The organism is Streptomyces sp. GL_148 (assembly GCF_057834205.1).
The window spans coordinates 2083379-2099204 of the sequence record NZ_CM174396.1 but is presented as its reverse complement, the minus strand read 5'-3'; the positions used below and the strand labels follow the sequence as shown (position 1 = coordinate 2099204).

The 15826-nt window shown below is 68.4% G+C and carries 15 protein-coding genes and 1 tRNA gene; 4 read left to right on the top strand and 12 right to left on the bottom strand.

Going from position 1 to position 15826, the window contains the following annotated elements; translation table 11 throughout:
- The first annotated feature begins 58 nt into the window (after positions 1–58).
- Positions 59–760 (top strand): SIMPL domain-containing protein, encoded by a 702-nt coding sequence (locus tag AC3IYI_RS09605; protein WP_489409773.1) that lies wholly within the window; start codon positions 59–61, stop codon positions 758–760.
- Between the two features lie 146 nt (positions 761–906).
- Complete coding sequence (gene pyk, locus AC3IYI_RS09600; protein WP_489409772.1) at positions 907–2334, top strand: pyruvate kinase; 1428 nt, start codon at positions 907–909, stop codon at positions 2332–2334.
- Positions 2335–2350: 16 nt separating this feature from the next.
- Here pyk and AC3IYI_RS09595 read toward each other — a convergent pair whose 3' ends face one another.
- Complete coding sequence (locus AC3IYI_RS09595; protein ID WP_489409771.1) at positions 2351–2923, bottom strand: RBBP9/YdeN family alpha/beta hydrolase; 573 nt, start codon at positions 2921–2923, stop codon at positions 2351–2353.
- 94 nt (positions 2924–3017) lie between these two features.
- On the opposite strand from AC3IYI_RS09595, the gene AC3IYI_RS09590 reads away from it, so the two are divergent.
- Positions 3018–3635, top strand: coding sequence for a TetR/AcrR family transcriptional regulator (locus AC3IYI_RS09590; RefSeq protein WP_489409770.1), 618 nt, complete (start codon positions 3018–3020; stop codon positions 3633–3635).
- 25 nt (positions 3636–3660) lie between these two features.
- Here AC3IYI_RS09590 and AC3IYI_RS09585 read toward each other — a convergent pair whose 3' ends face one another.
- Together AC3IYI_RS09585 and AC3IYI_RS09580 are read right to left on the bottom strand one after the other, a co-directional pair.
- The gene (locus tag AC3IYI_RS09585) at positions 3661–4437 is read right to left on the bottom strand and encodes a helix-turn-helix domain-containing protein (protein WP_489409769.1); all 777 of its coding nucleotides are present in this window, start codon (positions 4435–4437) and stop codon (positions 3661–3663) included.
- Between the two features lie 86 nt (positions 4438–4523).
- A tRNA-Leu gene (locus AC3IYI_RS09580) sits at positions 4524–4607 on the bottom strand.
- Between the two features lie 93 nt (positions 4608–4700).
- Between AC3IYI_RS09580 and AC3IYI_RS09575 the strand changes: the two genes are divergently transcribed.
- Positions 4701–5360: an ANTAR domain-containing response regulator gene (locus AC3IYI_RS09575; RefSeq protein WP_250744985.1), complete on the top strand. Its 660-nt coding sequence runs from the start codon at positions 4701–4703 to the stop codon at positions 5358–5360.
- A gap of 75 nt (positions 5361–5435) precedes the next feature.
- Here the strand turns inward: AC3IYI_RS09575 and AC3IYI_RS09570 are convergent, their stop codons facing one another.
- From AC3IYI_RS09570 to AC3IYI_RS09530, 9 genes are all read right to left on the bottom strand, one after another.
- The gene (locus tag AC3IYI_RS09570) at positions 5436–6152 is read right to left on the bottom strand and encodes an ABC transporter ATP-binding protein (RefSeq protein ID WP_250744986.1); all 717 of its coding nucleotides are present in this window, start codon (positions 6150–6152) and stop codon (positions 5436–5438) included.
- Positions 6149–7063 (bottom strand): ABC transporter ATP-binding protein, encoded by a 915-nt coding sequence (locus tag AC3IYI_RS09565; RefSeq protein ID WP_489409768.1) that lies wholly within the window; start codon positions 7061–7063, stop codon positions 6149–6151. Before AC3IYI_RS09565 ends, AC3IYI_RS09570 begins: the two co-directional genes overlap by 4 nt.
- 4 nt (positions 7064–7067) lie before the next feature.
- Positions 7068–8903: a branched-chain amino acid ABC transporter permease gene (locus AC3IYI_RS09560; protein ID WP_489409767.1), complete on the bottom strand. Its 1836-nt coding sequence runs from the start codon at positions 8901–8903 to the stop codon at positions 7068–7070.
- Positions 8900–9829 (bottom strand): branched-chain amino acid ABC transporter permease, encoded by a 930-nt coding sequence (locus tag AC3IYI_RS09555; RefSeq protein WP_489409766.1) that lies wholly within the window; start codon positions 9827–9829, stop codon positions 8900–8902. Before AC3IYI_RS09555 ends, AC3IYI_RS09560 begins: the two co-directional genes overlap by 4 nt.
- 139 nt (positions 9830–9968) lie before the next feature.
- Positions 9969–11198, bottom strand: coding sequence for a branched-chain amino acid ABC transporter substrate-binding protein (locus AC3IYI_RS09550; RefSeq protein WP_489409765.1), 1230 nt, complete (start codon positions 11196–11198; stop codon positions 9969–9971).
- 300 nt (positions 11199–11498) lie between these two features.
- Positions 11499–12134 (bottom strand): Tat pathway signal sequence domain protein, encoded by a 636-nt coding sequence (locus AC3IYI_RS09545; RefSeq protein ID WP_489409764.1) that lies wholly within the window; start codon positions 12132–12134, stop codon positions 11499–11501.
- The gene (locus AC3IYI_RS09540; RefSeq protein WP_489409763.1) at positions 12131–12571 is read right to left on the bottom strand and encodes a hypothetical protein; all 441 of its coding nucleotides are present in this window, start codon (positions 12569–12571) and stop codon (positions 12131–12133) included. Before AC3IYI_RS09540 ends, AC3IYI_RS09545 begins: the two co-directional genes overlap by 4 nt.
- A gap of 310 nt (positions 12572–12881) precedes the next feature.
- Complete coding sequence (locus AC3IYI_RS09535; protein ID WP_489409762.1) at positions 12882–13364, bottom strand: PaaI family thioesterase; 483 nt, start codon at positions 13362–13364, stop codon at positions 12882–12884.
- Between the two features lie 54 nt (positions 13365–13418).
- On the bottom strand, positions 13419–15707 hold the full coding sequence (locus AC3IYI_RS09530; protein ID WP_489409761.1) for an FdhF/YdeP family oxidoreductase: 2289 nt from the start codon (positions 15705–15707) through the stop codon (positions 13419–13421).
- Positions 15708–15826: the final 119 nt, after the last annotated feature.

Genomic DNA, 15826 nt, shown 5'->3' with positions numbered 1-15826 from the left:
CCACCAGGTTTCGATCCGATGACCACCCCCGTACGAGCAGCAGTGCGAGAGTGAATCCATGACCCACGACGCATCGCACCAGCCCTACGGAACCCCCGAAGTCCCCCGCGTCGCAGTCCGCGGCGAAGCCACCCTCGAAGTCGACCCCGAAATCGCCCGCATCGGCATCACCGTCAGCGCCCGCGGCACCGACCGGCGCACCGCCCTCGAAGACCTCACCCGCCGCAACAACGCCGTCCTCGACCTCGTCAAAAGCTACGGCGACCCCGTCGAAAAACTCGAAACCGGCGCCTTCTCCATCACCCCCGAACTCACCCGCCACGGCCGCGGCGAACGCATCCGCGCCTACCACGGACGCGTCCACCTCACCGCCGAACTCAACGACTTCACCACCCTCGGCGAACTCACCACCCGCCTCGCCGACCTCGAACTCACCCAAGTCGACGGACCCTGGTGGGCCCTGCGCCCCACCTCACCCGCCCACGGCGAAGCCCGCCGCCAAGCCGTACTCGAAGCCGTCCAGCGCGCCCGCGAATACGCCGCCGCCCTCGGAGCCGACCTCGCCGCCCTCGTCGAACTCGCCGACCTCGGAGCCGAGAACGCACCCGCCCCCTTCCAGACAGCCGGCGCCGGCATGCGCACCATGGCCTTCAGCACCGCCGAAGACGCAGGCGCCCCCGCCCTCGACCTCGAACCCCAGCGCCAGACCGTCTACGCGCAGGTGAACGCACGCTTCACGATGACCCCTCCCCAGCTCTGAAAACCCGAACTTTCGCCGCCCCGGGGGTGCTCATCAGAGCACCCCCATGCACATTCAACAATTGTCAACAACCTTTTGCTCAAAGGTTGTTGAGTGGACACTCGGAACCAATTTCCTACTCCCTGGTAGGGGCATACGCTCGCCTCATGCGCCGAGCGAAAATCGTATGTACCCTGGGCCCCGCCACCGACTCATACGACCAGATCAAAGCCCTGGTCGAAGCCGGAATGGACATCGCCCGCTTCAATCTCAGCCACGGCACCTACGCCGAACACGAGGACCGCTACCAGCGCGTCCGCAAGGCTGCCGACGAAACCGGCCGCAGCGTCGGCATCCTCGCGGACCTTCAAGGCCCGAAGATCCGCCTGGGCCGCTTCCGCGAAGGCCCCGTACTCCTTGAACGCGGCGACGAATTCACCATCACCGTCGAAGACCACCAAGGCGACCGCCACACCTGCGGCACCACCTACAAGGGCCTCGCCGCCGACGTCACCACCGGCGAACGCATCCTCGTCGACGACGGCCGCGTCACCCTCGAAGTCACCGCCGTCGACGGCCCCCGCGTCCACACCCGCGTCATCGAAGGCGGCATGGTCTCCGACAACAAGGGACTCAACCTCCCCGGCGTCGCAGTCTCCGTACCCGCCCTCTCCGAAAAAGACATCGAAGACCTCCGCTGGGCCCTGCGCATCGGCGCCGACATCATCGCCCTCTCCTTCGTCCGCAGCGGAAGCGACATCGAAGACGTCCACCGCATCATGGACGAAGAAGGCCGACGCCTCCCCGTCATCGCCAAGGTCGAAAAGCCCCAGGCAGTCGAAAACATCGACGACATCGTCGCCGCCTTCGACGGCATCATGGTCGCCCGCGGAGACCTCGGCGTCGAAATGCCCCTCGAGCAGGTCCCCATCGTCCAGAAGCGCGCCGTCAAACTCGCCAAGCGCAACGCCAAGCCCGTCATCGTCGCAACCCAAATGCTCGACTCGATGATCGACAACTCCCGGCCCACCCGCGCCGAAGCCTCCGACGTCGCCAACGCCGTCATCGACGGCACCGACGCCGTCATGCTCTCCGGCGAAACCAGCGTCGGCAAATACGCCATCGAAACCGTCCGCACCATGGCCCGCATCGTCGAAGCCGCCGAAGAAGACATCCTCGCCAAGGGCCTCCCCCCGCTCACCGACCGCAACAAGCCCCGCACCCAAGGCGGAGCAGTCGCCCGCGCCGCCGCCGAAATGGGCGACTTCCTCGGCGCGAAATTCCTCGTCGCCTTCACCCAGAGCGGAGACACCGTCCGCCGGCTCTCCCGCTACCGCTCACCCATCCCCCTCCTCGCCTTCACCCCCGACCCCGCCACCCGCTCCCAACTCAACCTCACCTGGGGCGTGGAAACCTTCCTCGGCCCCCACGTCGACTCCACCGACGCCATGGTCGCCCAAGTCGAAGAAGAACTCCTGCGCATCGGCCGCTGCGTACCCGGCGACGTCGTCGTCATCACCGCCGGCTCACCCCCCGGCGTCAGCGGATCCACCAACCTCGTCCGCATCCACCACATCGGCGACGCAGTCCGCTGACACCGCCCGCAGGCGACTACAGCACCTCACGTATAAGACGCACCGCGTCGGGCAACACCAACCGGCTCTCACCCGTACTAGGGAAGTGCCCGCCCGACGCGGTCACCCGCGCCTCGGCGCCCAGCTCCCGCACGAACCGCAACACGTGCTCACCCGTCGCCTCCCCGGTCACCGGGTCATCCGCCGCATGCAGCACACGGAACTCCCGCGCAGCCTTGCGGATCCGCTGCCAGTCGAACTCCGGCGAGAAGAACGGCGCCAACGCGTCATACCCCACCTCGCCGGACATCGACGCCACGAACACCACCCCCGCGAACGCCCCCTCGGCCTCCGTTTCGTGCTCCTGCAGCAGCCGCAGCACATTCACCCCGCCCAGACTGTGACCCACCAGCACCGTCTCACCGGCCGGCGCACCCACCGTCTCCTCCCGCAGCCCCTTCAGCCACGCATCGGGCTCCGGAGCGAACGGCTCGGGGAAATTCGGGATCCGCACCTCGTGCCCCTCGGCAGCGAACTCCTCACCCGTCGCCGTGTACCAGTGCTCCCCGGCGCTCATCCCGTACCCGTGCGCGATCACGATCTTGCCCATGGCTCCACCCCTCGCATCCCTCGACCCCTCGGTCGACCCTTCAATCGAAACGCTACGCCGCGTTTCGATAAAACGCTAGGGCTATCGTGAAGCCGTGTCAATCACTCCTTCGAGCAACTCTTCGAGCACCCCGCCCCGCACCGGCGGCCGCCTCCGCAACGAAGACGCCCACCACTCCGTCCTCGAAGCCACCGCCGCACTCCTCGTCGAGAACGGCTACGGCGCCCTCACCATCGAAGGCGTCGCCAAACGCGCCAACGTCGCCAAGAGCACCGTCTACCGCTGGTGGAAGTCCAAGCCCGCCCTCGTCATGGACGCCTACGCCCATGAAACCGCCGCCCGCGTCCCCGAACCCGACACCGGCACCCTCACCGGCGACCTCACCGCCTTCGTCACCGACCTCTACCGCATCGGCCGCGACCCCGTCCGCGCGAAGGCCCTGACCGGGCTGATGGCCGAAGCCCAGCTCGACCCCGCCTTCGCGGAGCCCTTCCGCGCCTGGGTCGCCACCCGCCGCGAGGTCGTTGCCACTCTCTTGACGCGGGCGGTAACCCGCGAGGAGCTCCCCGCCGGCACGGACCTCGACCACGCGGTCGATCTGGTCTTCGGCCCGTTCTGGTACCGCCTCCTCATCGCCCACGCCGCCCTCGACCCCGCCGACGCGGAAGCCCACGTGAGGACCGTCTTGCACGGCCTGGCGGGCCCTGAGTGAGGCGCCGACGCGGTGACCTGCTGGGCTAGTGCTTCGGCCCGATGTGCTCGTCCATGAGCGCGACGGACGCCTTGCGGGCGATGGACACGTTGAAGGGGTCGCTGCCGCGCGCGAGGATCGTCCACTGGACGCCGACCTTGGCGAGGGTGTCCGTACAGAGCTTCCGGATGTCGTCGGACTTGTTCGTGAAGAAGTACCGCGGGTACTCGTAGCGCTTGCCGTTGCGGACGGTCCAGTTGGTGACCCGGCACCCATCGGAGTGGATCAGCCCCCGGATGAACTCCCACGGGTGGGCGTCGACGATGGCCTGCTGCCAGTCCTCGAGGGCGATGCGCCGCTCATGCTTTTTCCCAGGCCCGTGCTGCGGAAACAGACACTTCAGGTGCTTCGAGTACACCTTGACGTCGTGGCACCCGACCTTCCTTGCCCGGCACACCCGGTTGAAGGGGAACACGCGCCGTATTGACTGTTCCGCGCAGTTCATGAGGCCGGGCCACTTGTTGTCGCAGGTGATCCTGAGGCTTGGAACGCGGTGACCCGCATAGTGACTTATGTGGCCGTCGCCGAGATAGACACCCAGCAGGTACGAGTAGGCCTGTGGGTCGAGCGCGCTTCCGTCGCATCGGGGACACTCCGGATTGTGAGCCCTGGGGTATTCGCCCTGCTTTGCGCGGGCCGCGTGCTTCCAAGAGCTGATCGTGCCGACGGGCACGTTCAAGCGCCGAGCCACTTCGGCGTTGCGCGTTCCCACGCGCAGCAGAGAGAGGGCTGTCTGTCGCACTTCGGGGCTGTGAAACTTCATGGCCCCACCCTGGGTGACGGGCCATGGCGGTACGTAGCAAAAAGCGAACGTTCACACGAAAGTGAACGTTCGCTTTTCGGATTTTGTGCCGGGTATGGGATTCGAACCCACATGCCCTTTCGGGCAGAGGTGTTTGAGACCTCCGCGTCAGCCAATTGCGCCAACCCGGCTAGGTTGCACGTCAGGAGTGTACCGGGTGACCATGCTGCGCCGCTGCTAGGTAGGCTCATCTAAGCAGCACAGCCCCGCAAAGAGGAGCCGCAGTGACCGCCGAGCACGAGTCGACGCCCACGCCCGACGCCGACCAGTCGCACGTTCCGCCGCTGACGACGCGCGTCGTCATCGCCGAGGACGAGGCGCTCATCCGTCTCGACCTCAAGGAGATGCTCGAAGAGGAGGGCTACGCCGTCGTCGGTGAGGCCGGAGACGGCCAGACCGCCGTCGAGCTGGCCCGGGAGCACCGTCCCGACCTGGTGATCCTTGATGTGAAGATGCCCGTACTGGATGGCATCTCCGCCGCCGAGAAGATCGCGGAGGAGTCCATCGCCCCCGTGCTGATGCTCACCGCGTTCTCGCAGCGGGATCTCGTCGAGCGCGCCCGCGACGCCGGGGCCATGGCGTACCTCGTGAAGCCCTTCAGCAAGAGCGATGTCGTCCCCGCCATCGAAATGGCCGTGTCGCGCTTCGCCGAGCTCCGCGCGCTGGAGAAGGAGGTCGCCGACCTCTCCCTCCGTCTGGAGACGCGCAAGCTCGTGGACCGGGCCAAGAGCATCCTGCAGACGCAGTACGGGCTCTCCGAGCCGGCCGCCTTCCGGTGGATCCAGAAGACCTCCATGGACCGCCGCATGTCCATGCAGCAGGTCGCCGAGGCCGTCATCGAGGACGCCGAGGAGAAGAAGGCCGCCGCCGGCAAGGGCGAGTAAGACGCAGCAGGGAACGAACGAGGCCCGCCTCCGGATCCAGGATCCGGAGGCGGGCCTCACTCGTAAAAAGAGGGCTTAGTCCTCGCCGAGGTACGCCTTGCGGACGTCCTCGTTGACCAGGAGCTCGCGGCCCGGGCCCGACAGGACGACCTTGCCGATCTCCATCACGTGGCCCTGGTCGGCCAGGGAGAGCGCCGCCTGGGCGTTCTGCTCGACCAGCAGGATGGTGGTGCCCTGTGACTTGAGCTCGGCGATGGTCGCCATGATCTTCTGCATCATGATCGGCGAGAGGCCCATGGAGGGCTCGTCGAGCATCAGCAGCTTCGGGCGGGACATGAGCGCGCGGCCCATGGCGAGCATCTGCTGCTCGCCGCCCGAGAGGGTGCCGGCGGCCTGCTTGCGGCGCTCTCCCAGGATCGGGAAGAGGTCGTAGGCGCGCTGGACGTCCTTCTGGATGCCGTCCTTGTCCTTGCGGAGGAAGGCGCCCAGGAGGAGGTTGTCCTCGATGGTCATGCGCGGGAAGATGTGCCGCCCCTCGGGGGAGTGGGCGAGTCCGAGCGCGACGATGTCGTGCGCGGGGATCTTCTTGAGGGACTTGCCCTGGAACTTGATCTGGCCGCCGCGCGGCTTGATCAGGCCCGACAGGGTGCGCAGGGTCGTCGTCTTGCCGGCGCCGTTGGTGCCGATGAGGGTGACGATCTGGCCGGCGTCGACGCTGAACGAGATGCCCTTGACGGCTTCGATCTTGCCGTAGGCGACGCGGAGGTCCTCGACCTCCAGGAGTGCGGTCACCGGTCTTCTCCGTCCGTGCTGGTCGTGCTGTCCGTCGCCTCGTCGTGTGCGGCTTCGCTGTGTGCTTCGGCTGCTTCGACTTCGGCGAGTTCTTCGGCGCCGGGGGCGCCTTCGAAGGGTTCGCCGAGGTAGGCGGCGATGACGCGCTCGTCGCCCTGGACTTCGGCGGCGGTGCCTTCGATGAGCTTTTCGCCCTGGACGAGGCAGGCGACGCGGTCGCAGAGGTTGAAGATGAAGCGCATGTCGTGCTCGATGACGAGGACGGCGATGCCCTGGTCCCGGATGGCGAAGATGAGCTCTTCGGTGGCGCGGGTCTCCTGCGGGTTCATGCCGGCGGTGGGCTCGTCCAGGAGGATGAGGCCGGGGTCGCTGGCGAGCGCGCGGGCGATTTCGAGCTTGCGCTGCTCTCCGTAGGGGAGGTTGCGGGCGAGGTGTTCGGCCTTGTGGGCGAGGCCGATGAACTCGAGGAGTTCCATGGCCTTCTCGCGGCTCGCCGCTTCTTCCCGGCCGAAGCTGGGGAGGCGCAGGAGGGAGGCCCAGAGGCCGACCTTGGTGCGGGTGTGGCGTCCGACGAGGACGTTTTCCAGGACCGTCATGTTGTTGAACAGACGGATGTTCTGGAAGGTACGGGCGACGCCGGCGGCGGTGACCTTGTACGACTTGGGGGGCAGGACCTTGTCCTTGTACCGGACTTCACCCTCGGTGGGGATGTAGAGGCCGGTGAGGCAGTTGAAGAAGGTGGTCTTGCCAGCGCCGTTGGGGCCGATGAGGCCGACGATCTCGCCGCTGCGCACGGTGAGGTCGACGTTCTTGACGGCGGTGAGGCCGCCGAAGCGCATCGTGACGCCGCGTGCGTCGAGGACGGTCTCCGCCGTGGTGGCGGGGGGCGTGTCGGTGGTGGTGGTCGTCATGGGTTCAGACCCCTGCCTTGCCGAGGACCGTGGGCGCTTCCATGTCCTCGTGGAGTTCGAGCTGGTTGCGCCGGTTGGGGATGATGCCTTCGGGGCGCAGGCGCATCAGGACGATGAGGGCGAAGCCGAAGACGAGGAGCTGGTATTCGCCGAGGAACTGGAGCTTGTTGGGGATCAGGAAGAGCAGTGATCCGCCGACGAGGGGTCCGGCGATGGTGCCCATGCCGCCGAGGACGACCGCGGCGAGCAGGAACGCGGAGTTCGGGGGCACGGCGTTGGCGAAGGTGTACTGGTCGGGGGTGACCGTGTAGCTGACGTGTGCCTGGACGGCTCCGGCGAGGCCGGCGAGGGTGGCGCCGAGGGCGAAGGCGATGAGTTTGACGCGGAAGCCGTTGATGCCCATGGCTTCGGCGGCGGTCTCGTCCTCGCGGATGGCGACCCAGGCGCGGCCGATGCGGGATTCCGCGCTGCGGCGGAAGACGAGGATCACGATGAGGGTGATCAGCAGCATCAGCAGGAAGTAGTTGGCGAAGCGGCCGATGGTGAATCCGGCGATGGTGTGTGTGGCGCCGAAGTCGAATCCGAAGAGGTTGACGTTCGGGATGCCCGCGATGCCGTTGGGGCCGTTGGTGATGTCGGGGCCGGAGGTGCCGTCGAGGTTGTTCATGGAGATGCGGAAGATCTCACCGAAGCCGAGCGTCACGATGGCGAGGTAGTCGCCGCGCAGGCGCAGGGTGGGTGCTCCGATGAGGACACCGAAGACCATGGAGGCGGCGGCGCCGAGCAGGAGTGCGGCCCAGAAGGGGAAGTGCACGCCGAAGGGGGAGTTGGGGGAGCCGGAGACCAGGGCCGCGGTGTAGGCGCCGACGCCGAGGAAGGCGACGTAGCCGAGGTCGAGGAGGCCGGTGAGGCCGACGACGATGTTCAGGCCGAGTGCGACGGTGGCGAAGATCAGGATGTTGACGCCGAGGTTCGCGTACTGGTCGTCGGTCTGGGTGAGGGGGAAGGCGGCCGCGGCGGCGAAGGCGCCGACGAGGGCGACGTTGCGGTGGCGGGTGGTGAGGGCGGTGACGCGGGCGAAGAGGCCCGCCTTGTTGAGCGCTGCGGCACCGAATGAGGTGGTGATCAGGAAGCCGACGAAGAGTTCCTGGTACGCGGTGGTGATGCCGTAGGTGAAGACGGTGAGCGCGAGGCCGAGGACGGCGGCGATCAGGAGGATCTCGGCCCAGGCCGGGAGGGTGCGGGCGGGCTTGACGGGGCCGGAGGCGAAGGCGGCCTTGAAGGTCGTCCAGCGGTTGCCGGCTTCGTGCTTGAACTTCTCGAAGCTGGTGTCGTCGGGGTCGGGGCCTTCGAGCGCGGGGCGCTTGAAGGGGAGTCCGAAGGCGCCGATGACGGCGAGGAGGCTGACCAGGGCGGCGATGCCGGCTCCGGGTTCGAGGTCTACGAGGAGTCCGAGTTTGAGGACGATCGAGACGACGGTGTACCAGGTGGTGGCGAACGCGGCGAGGGCGGCGAGTTTGATCGCTGCGTCGGCGCCGGCGGGGGTGAGCCAGCGCAGGCCCTTGGTGCCGTAGGAGGCGAGGCCGAAGAGGGCTGTGAGGGCGCCGCCGATGAGGACGAGCCACTGGAGGCCGGCGGGGGAGCCGTAGTAGGTGAGGTCCCCGGGGAAGGCGGTGCTCCAGGTCCAGGAGAGGAACGCGGAGACGACGGTGAGTGCGCCGCCGGCGGTGGCGAGGGCGCGGGCCGTCTTCTCGGGGAGGGGGATGAGTCCCTTGGCCGGTGCGGTGGTGGTCTTCACGGGGGTCGCGGTGTCCGCGGTGATGTTCGTCATGGAGGTCACACCCTGTCCGCCACGCGCTGGCCCAGCAGGCCTTGTGGCCGGAAGAGGAGCACGAGGATGAGAAGTACGAACGCCCAGGTGTTACCCCAGGACTGGCCGCCGAGCTGTTCGAAGCCGGGGATGTCGGCTACGTAGACGGTGGTCAGGGTTTCGGCGAGGCCGAGGACGAGGCCGCCGACCATGGCGCCGTAGATGTTGCCGATGCCTCCGAGGACGGCGGCGGTGAAGGCCTTGAGGCCGAGGAGGAAGCCCATCTTGAACTGGACTTCGCCGTACTTGAGGCCGTAGGCGACGGCTCCGATGGCGGCGAAGACGGCTCCGAGCGCGAACGCGGTGGTGATGATGCGGTCGGTGTTGATGCCCATGAGCTTGGCGGTGTCGGGGTCCTGGGCGGTTGCCTGCATGCCGCGGCCGGTGCGGGTCTTCTTGACGAAGAAGCCGAGGAAGGCCATGGAGATGGGGGCTGCGATCAGGAGGAAGACGTCACCGGTCTGGATGGTGACGCTGCCGATGTTGAAGGGTCCGCCGGGGATCTCGGGGAAGATCAGGGAGGATTCCGCTCCGGGGTACCAGGCCCATACCGCCTGCTGGAGGGCGATGGAGAGGCCGATGGCGGTGATGAGCGGGGCGAGCCTGGGAGCGTTGCGCAGGGGTCGGTAGGCGAAGCGTTCGGCACCGACGGCGATGAGGGTGGCGACGACTATCGCGCCAATGATCATGAGCGGAAGGGCGATCCACATGGTGGTGCCCCCGGGGAGCATCAGCCAGACGGTGAGCGCTCCGAATCCTCCGGTCATGAAGATCTCGCCATGCGCGAAGTTGATGAGCTGGACGATGCCATAGACCATCGTGTAGCCGATGGCGACGAGCCCGTACATGGATCCCAGTAGCAGGCCGTTGACCAGCTGTTGCGGCAGTTCGTGCACCGCAGGTCCTCCGAGTCTTTCGACGGATGTGACTCCGCGCGGGGCGCTTTTTGTGCGCGCCCCGCGCGGCAGGTTGGTGGTGCTCCGGTGGCCGGCCGTTCGAGCGGACTACCGGCTACCGGTGGGTGGCTGGTGGAGATCAGCCGCCGAAGGTGCCGGACTCGACGGACTTCCAGTCGGTGCCCTCGACCTTGTAGACGGTGAGCTGCTTGTTGGTGGCGTCACCGAACTCGTCGAAGGAGACCTTGCCGGTCACACCGTCGAAGGAGACGCCCTGGACGGCCGCGAGGACCTTGGCGCGGGCGTCGGTGGGGAGCTTGCCGTTGTTGGCGTCGACGGCGGCCTTGACGGCCTCGATGATCGCCCAGGCGGAGTCGTAGGAGTAGCCGCCGTAGGCAGCGAAGGGCTCCTTGTATCCGGCCTTGGTGTAGTTGGCGACGAAGTCCTTGGCGGAGGGCAGGCTCTCCACCGGGGCGCCGACCGAGGTGGCGAGGTCGCCCACGGACTCGGCGCCGGCGAGCTCGACGAACTTCTTGTCGTAGATGCCGTCGCCGCCGACGAGCGGGATCTTGGTGCCGGAGGCCTTGATCTGCTTGCTGAGCGGGCCGGCCGCCGGGTACTCGCCGCCGTAGTAGACCACGTCGGCGCCGGAGCTCTTGACCTCGGTCACGATCGCGGAGAAGTCCTTGCTCTCCGGGTCGATGTGGCCTTCGCCGACGACCTGGCCGCCGAGCTTGGTGAACTCGCCCTTGAAGGTGCCGGCGAGGCCTGCGCCGTAGGTCTTCTTGTCGTCGATCAGGAAGACCTTCTTCTTGCCCGCCTTGTTGAAGAGGTACTGCGCCGCGAACGGGCCCTGGATGGCGTCCGTGGTGGCGGTGCGGAAGTAGCTCTTGTAGGTGCGGACCTTCTCGCCGGTGGCCCACTTCGGCCCCTGGGTGAGGGAGGGGCTGGTGTTGGCCGGGGAGATCTGGGCGAGCTTGGCGTCGTCGAAGACCTTCTGCATGGACTCCGAGACGGAGGAGTTCAGCGGGCCGACGACACCGAGGACGTCCTTGTCGGCGACGAGCTTGGTGGCGTTCTGCTGGCCGGAGGAGGCCTGTGCCTGGTCGTCGAGGGCCTGGATCTTGAAGGTGACGCCCTTGACGTACTTCTTCTCGTTGGCCGTCTTGGCGGCGAGGTCGGCGGAGTTCTTGATGCCGAGGCCGAGGGCGGAGAGGTCGCCGGTCAGCGGGGCGTCGACGCCGATGACCACCGTGGTGTCGCCGCTGCCGGCGTCGTTGGTCTTTTCTCCGCGCGATCCGCAGGCGGTGAGAGTGAGGGCGCCCGCGGCGAGCGCGGCGGTCACGGCAATGAGAGAACGCTGACGCACGATCAGTCCTTTCCTGGCACTGCGTCCCCCGTGGGACGCACCGTGTCGAACGCGGGGTACCGAACTGAAGGAATCCGGCTGGTCGCGGTGACTGGCCGTGACTCTAAGCGGGTCTTGGGACGTTATGGAGGGCTGAGGCCAATGATGTGACTCTCTTGTTATGCCACGGCGTAATACATAGCGGATCTCTGCGGGTGGAAAGGGGGAAATCCGGCCGGTTCGTCTTGTCCGCATGCTGAGATCGGTGAGGACCGTCGGGTGGTTTGAGTACTGTCGCGCCAGGACTCTGGGGCCTTTTGGTCATGACGGCGCAGGAGTGGTCGCGTCTCGATCTTCGGGACAGGCCCTGGTCAGGGCGGTGGAGAGATCGGCCGCATAACGGTCACCGGGGATGTAGCTGTGATCCTCTTTCTCAAACCCATTACTTAGGGTTACTTCGAGGAAAGGGAGTCCGGAATTCCGTGCCACATGCACGCAGTCTGTGACCCGAATCCGTACGGCGAGGTCACGGGCTTCGCCCGGGGCGAGAGTGGCCGGAAGTGGTGGCTGGACCTCCACCGCCAGAGCCCGCGAGGGCTGCGTCAGCCGCTCCAGAGTGATGGCCGGACCGGACGCGGCGCGCACACGGACGGTGAACGCGAAGGCCGTGCCGGAGGGGGCCTGCTCGGCCGGACCGGCGTAGACGAAGGAGAACACCTGCGAGGGCGCGGGCGGCGTGTAGGGGGCGGGGCGCGGCCGGGCCGCGTACAGCGCGGCCCCACCGGCGATCACGGCGGACGCGCAGGTCAGAGCCCCGAGGGCCAGGACGGCCCGCCGGTGGCCCTCGTAGGCCTCGCGGACCCTGCGGACGGCCGGGGGCGTACGGGGGGCGGGGCGCGGGTCCTCGTGGGCCTCCGTGCCCTCCCCGGGCTCGACGGGGCCGATGCCCGCGCTCACTGCCAGGGCCCGCCGGTCGGGGCGCCGGAGCGGTAGCGCTCGGCGCAGCGGCGCTCGGCCTCGCGGGCGGTGAGCTCGCGGGCGGCGGCCGGGCCCTTGGCGGCCTGCTCGGTGCGGGCGTCGGCGAGGACGGCGCGCAGGATGTCGTTCTGGCCGCCGGACAGGCCCATGGACTGGTAGTCGAGGCGGACGGCGTCCTGGCCCTCGCCGGCGTCGAGGATCACGCCGGCCCAGTGGGTGATCAGGCGGGTGCAGAGCTGCTGGGGCGGGACGGACTCCGGTGCGGCCGACGGCGTGGTCGCCGGTGAGGCCGGTGCTCCCGGGGAGGTGGCCGCGGAGGGGGCGCCGGAGGAGCAGCCGAGCAGTGCGGCGGTCAGCAGTGCCGTCGCCGTCACCGCCGCGGCCGAGGCGCGCCGCGGCGCCGGTCCGGATCCCATGCGGGAACGCTAGACCGGCGCCGCTGCGAGGGCAACGGCTAAGAGGCGTTCCGTAATTCCGCTAGGATCGCCAAGTCCCGTAAGGGTAGGGCGAGAAGACGCCCTGTGGGAGTCAACCGCATCGTGTCCGTCCCCGGCTTGCCGGTACGGATCACGCGGCAGCGCGACGTTTGAGCTGTGCCTCTGCTCCCCGAATGCCGGACCAGCGCCCTGAGCGACCCCGGATGAGCCGCCCCCGGGCGACCACGCCGGACAGCCCAGGAACCGCCCCGGCTGCAATCCGTCATCCCCACCGGATACGGATCAAGTCTTAGTTGTTGCCGTCCTGTTGCTGCGGGTTAACGTCGCGCAGCAGGCAGGTGAGGCGGGCCGTGCAGACCCGGCGGTCCTGGTCGTCGCTGATGACGACCTCGTAGGTGGCGGTGGAGCGGCCCCGGTGCACGGGGGTCGCGACGCCGGTGACCAGGCCGGAGCGGGCGCCGCGGTGGTGGGTGCAGTTCAGGTCGACGCCGACGGCGACCTTGGTGATGCCGCCGTGCATCATCGCGCCGACCGAGCCGAGGGTCTCGGCGAGCACGGCGGAGGCGCCGCCGTGGAGGAGTCCGTAGGGCTGGGTGTTGCCCTCGACGGGCATGGTGGCCACGACGCGCTCGGCGGAGGCCTCCAGGATGCGGATGTCCATCCGCTTGCCGAGGTCGCCCGCCGAGAACAGCGCGGGCAGGTCGATGCCCAGGGCCGTGTACTCGTCGAGGACCTCTTGCGGGAACTTCACCGCGTGCTGCTGCTCGCCCATGGGTCGACTCCGTTCGTCAACGCTCGTTAACCATCTTGTCCTCGAGTCGTTCTATCAGGCCGGCTCGAAGCGCACGACGACGGACTTGCTCGCCGGTGTATTGCTGGTGTCCGCCGTGGAGTCGAGGGGGACCAGCACGTTGGTCTCGGGGTAGTAGGCGGCGGCGCAGCCGCGGGCGGTCGGATAGTGGACGACGCGGAAGCCGGGGGCGCGCCGCTCCACGCCGTCGCGCCACTCGCCGACGAGGTCGGTGTACGAGCCGTCGGCGAGCCCGAGCTCGGCGGCGTCCTCGGGGTTGACCATGACGACGCGGCGGCCGCCGGTGATCCCGCGGTAGCGGTCGTCGAGGCCGTAGATGGTGGTGTTGTACTGGTCGTGGCTGCGCAGGGTCTGCAGGAGCAGGCGTCCCGGCGGGAGGTGCGGGTACTCCACGGGCGCGGCGGTGAAGTTCGCCTTGCCGGTCTTGGTGGGGAAGCGGCGCTCGTCGCGCGGGGCGTGCGGGAGCTGGAAGCCGCCGGGGCGGGCGACGCGGGCGTTGAAGTCCTCGAAGCCGGGGACGACGCGGGAGATTCGGTCGCGGATGGCCGCGTAGTCGCGTTCGAACTGCTCCCACGGGGTCGCGGAGGCCTCGCCGAGGACGGCGCGGGCCATGCGGGCCACGATCGCGGGCTCGGAGAGCAGGTGCGGGGAGGCGGGGGCGAGGTTGCCGCGGGAGGAGTGGACCATGCCCATGGAGTCCTCGACGGTCACGAACTGCGCTGTGCCCTTTTTACCGAGACCGGTGGCCTGGACGTCCTTGTCGGTGCGGCCGAGGGTGGGCAGGATCAGGGCGCGCTTGCCGGTGACCGCGTGCGAGCGGTTGAGCTTGGTGGAGACGTGCACGGTCAGGGAGGCGCGGCGGATCGCGGCCTCGGTGACCTCGGTGTCGGGGGTGGCGCCGACGAAGTTGCCGCCCATGGCGAAGAGGACCTTGGCCTCGCCGTCGCGCAGGGCCTGGATGGAGCGGACCACGTCGAAGCCGTGCTCGCGGGGCGAGGTGATGCCGAATTCCTTGTCGAGGGCGTCGAGGAAGGCGGGCGCGGGGCGCTCGAAGATCCCCATGGTGCGGTCGCCCTGCACGTTGGAGTGGCCGCGGACGGGGCAGACGCCGGCGCCGGGGCGGCCGATGTTGCCGCGCAGGAGCAGCAGGTTGACGACCTCGCGGATCGTGGCGACGGAGTGCTTGTGCTGGGTCAGGCCCATGGCCCAGCAGATGATGGTGCGCTTCGAGGCCAGGATCATGGCCAGCGCGCGCTCGATGTCGGGGCGGGTCAGGCCGGTGGCGGTGAGGGTCTCGTCCCAGTCGGTGTCCTTGGCGGCGGCCGCGAACTGCTCGTAGCCGTGGGTGTGTTCGCGGATGAACTCCTCGTCGGTGGCGCCGCCCGCCTCGATGACCAGTTTGTTCAGGAGGCGGAAGAGGGCCTGGTCGCCGCCGATGCGGATCTGGAGGAACAGGTCGTTGAGGGCGGTGCCCTTGAGCATGCCGAGGGGCGTCTGCGGGTTCTTGAACCGCTCCATGCCGGCCTCGGGCAGCGGATTCACCGAGATGATCTTCGCGCCGGCGGACTTGGCCTTCTCCAGGGCGGAGAGCATGCGCGGGTGGTTGGTGCCCGGGTTCTGCCCGGCGACGATGATCAGGTCGGCCTGGTGGAGGTCTTCGAGGGAGACGCTGCCCTTGCCGATGCCGATCGTCTCGTTCAGTGCGGAGCCCGAGGACTCGTGGCACATGTTCGAGCAGTCGGGGAGGTTGTTGGTGCCGAACTCGCGGACGAACAGCTGGAAGAGGAAGGCCGCTTCGTTGCTGGTGCGGCCCGAGGTGTAGAAGAGGGCCTCGTCGGGGGAGTCCAGGGCGCGCAGCTCCTGCGCGATGATCTCGAAGGCGCGCTCCCAGCTGACCGGCTCGTAGCGGTCGCCGCCCGCCTCCATGAGCATCGGCTGGGTGATCCGCCCCTGCTGGCCCAGCCAGTAGCCGGAGCGGCCTGCGAGGTCGGCCAGCGGGTGCGCGGCGAAGAACGCGGGGGTGACCCGGCGCAGGGTGGCTTCCTCGGCGACGGCCTTGGCGCCGTTCTCGCAGAACTCGGCGGTGTGCCGCTTGTCGCCCTCGGGCCAGGCGCAGCCCGGGCAGTCGAAGCCGTTCTTCTGGTTGACCTTGAGGAGGGTGCGGGCGGTACGGGCCAGGCCCATCTGCTCCTGCGCGATCTTCAGGGTGTGCCCGATCGCGGGCAGGCCGGCGGCCGCGTGCTGGGGAGGCGCTACCTGTGGAGCGTCCTGTACCGGATCACCTGTGGGCGGCTTGGTGGCCATGTCGCTCCCCTTTGAGCAGTCTTCTTCGTACGCATCCGATCCTGTCACGCCCCGTCCGCGGCGCCGACCCCGGATTTTGACCGGCGCTCCGGGCGGCCGGTGCGAGGGGCGCTCCGGCC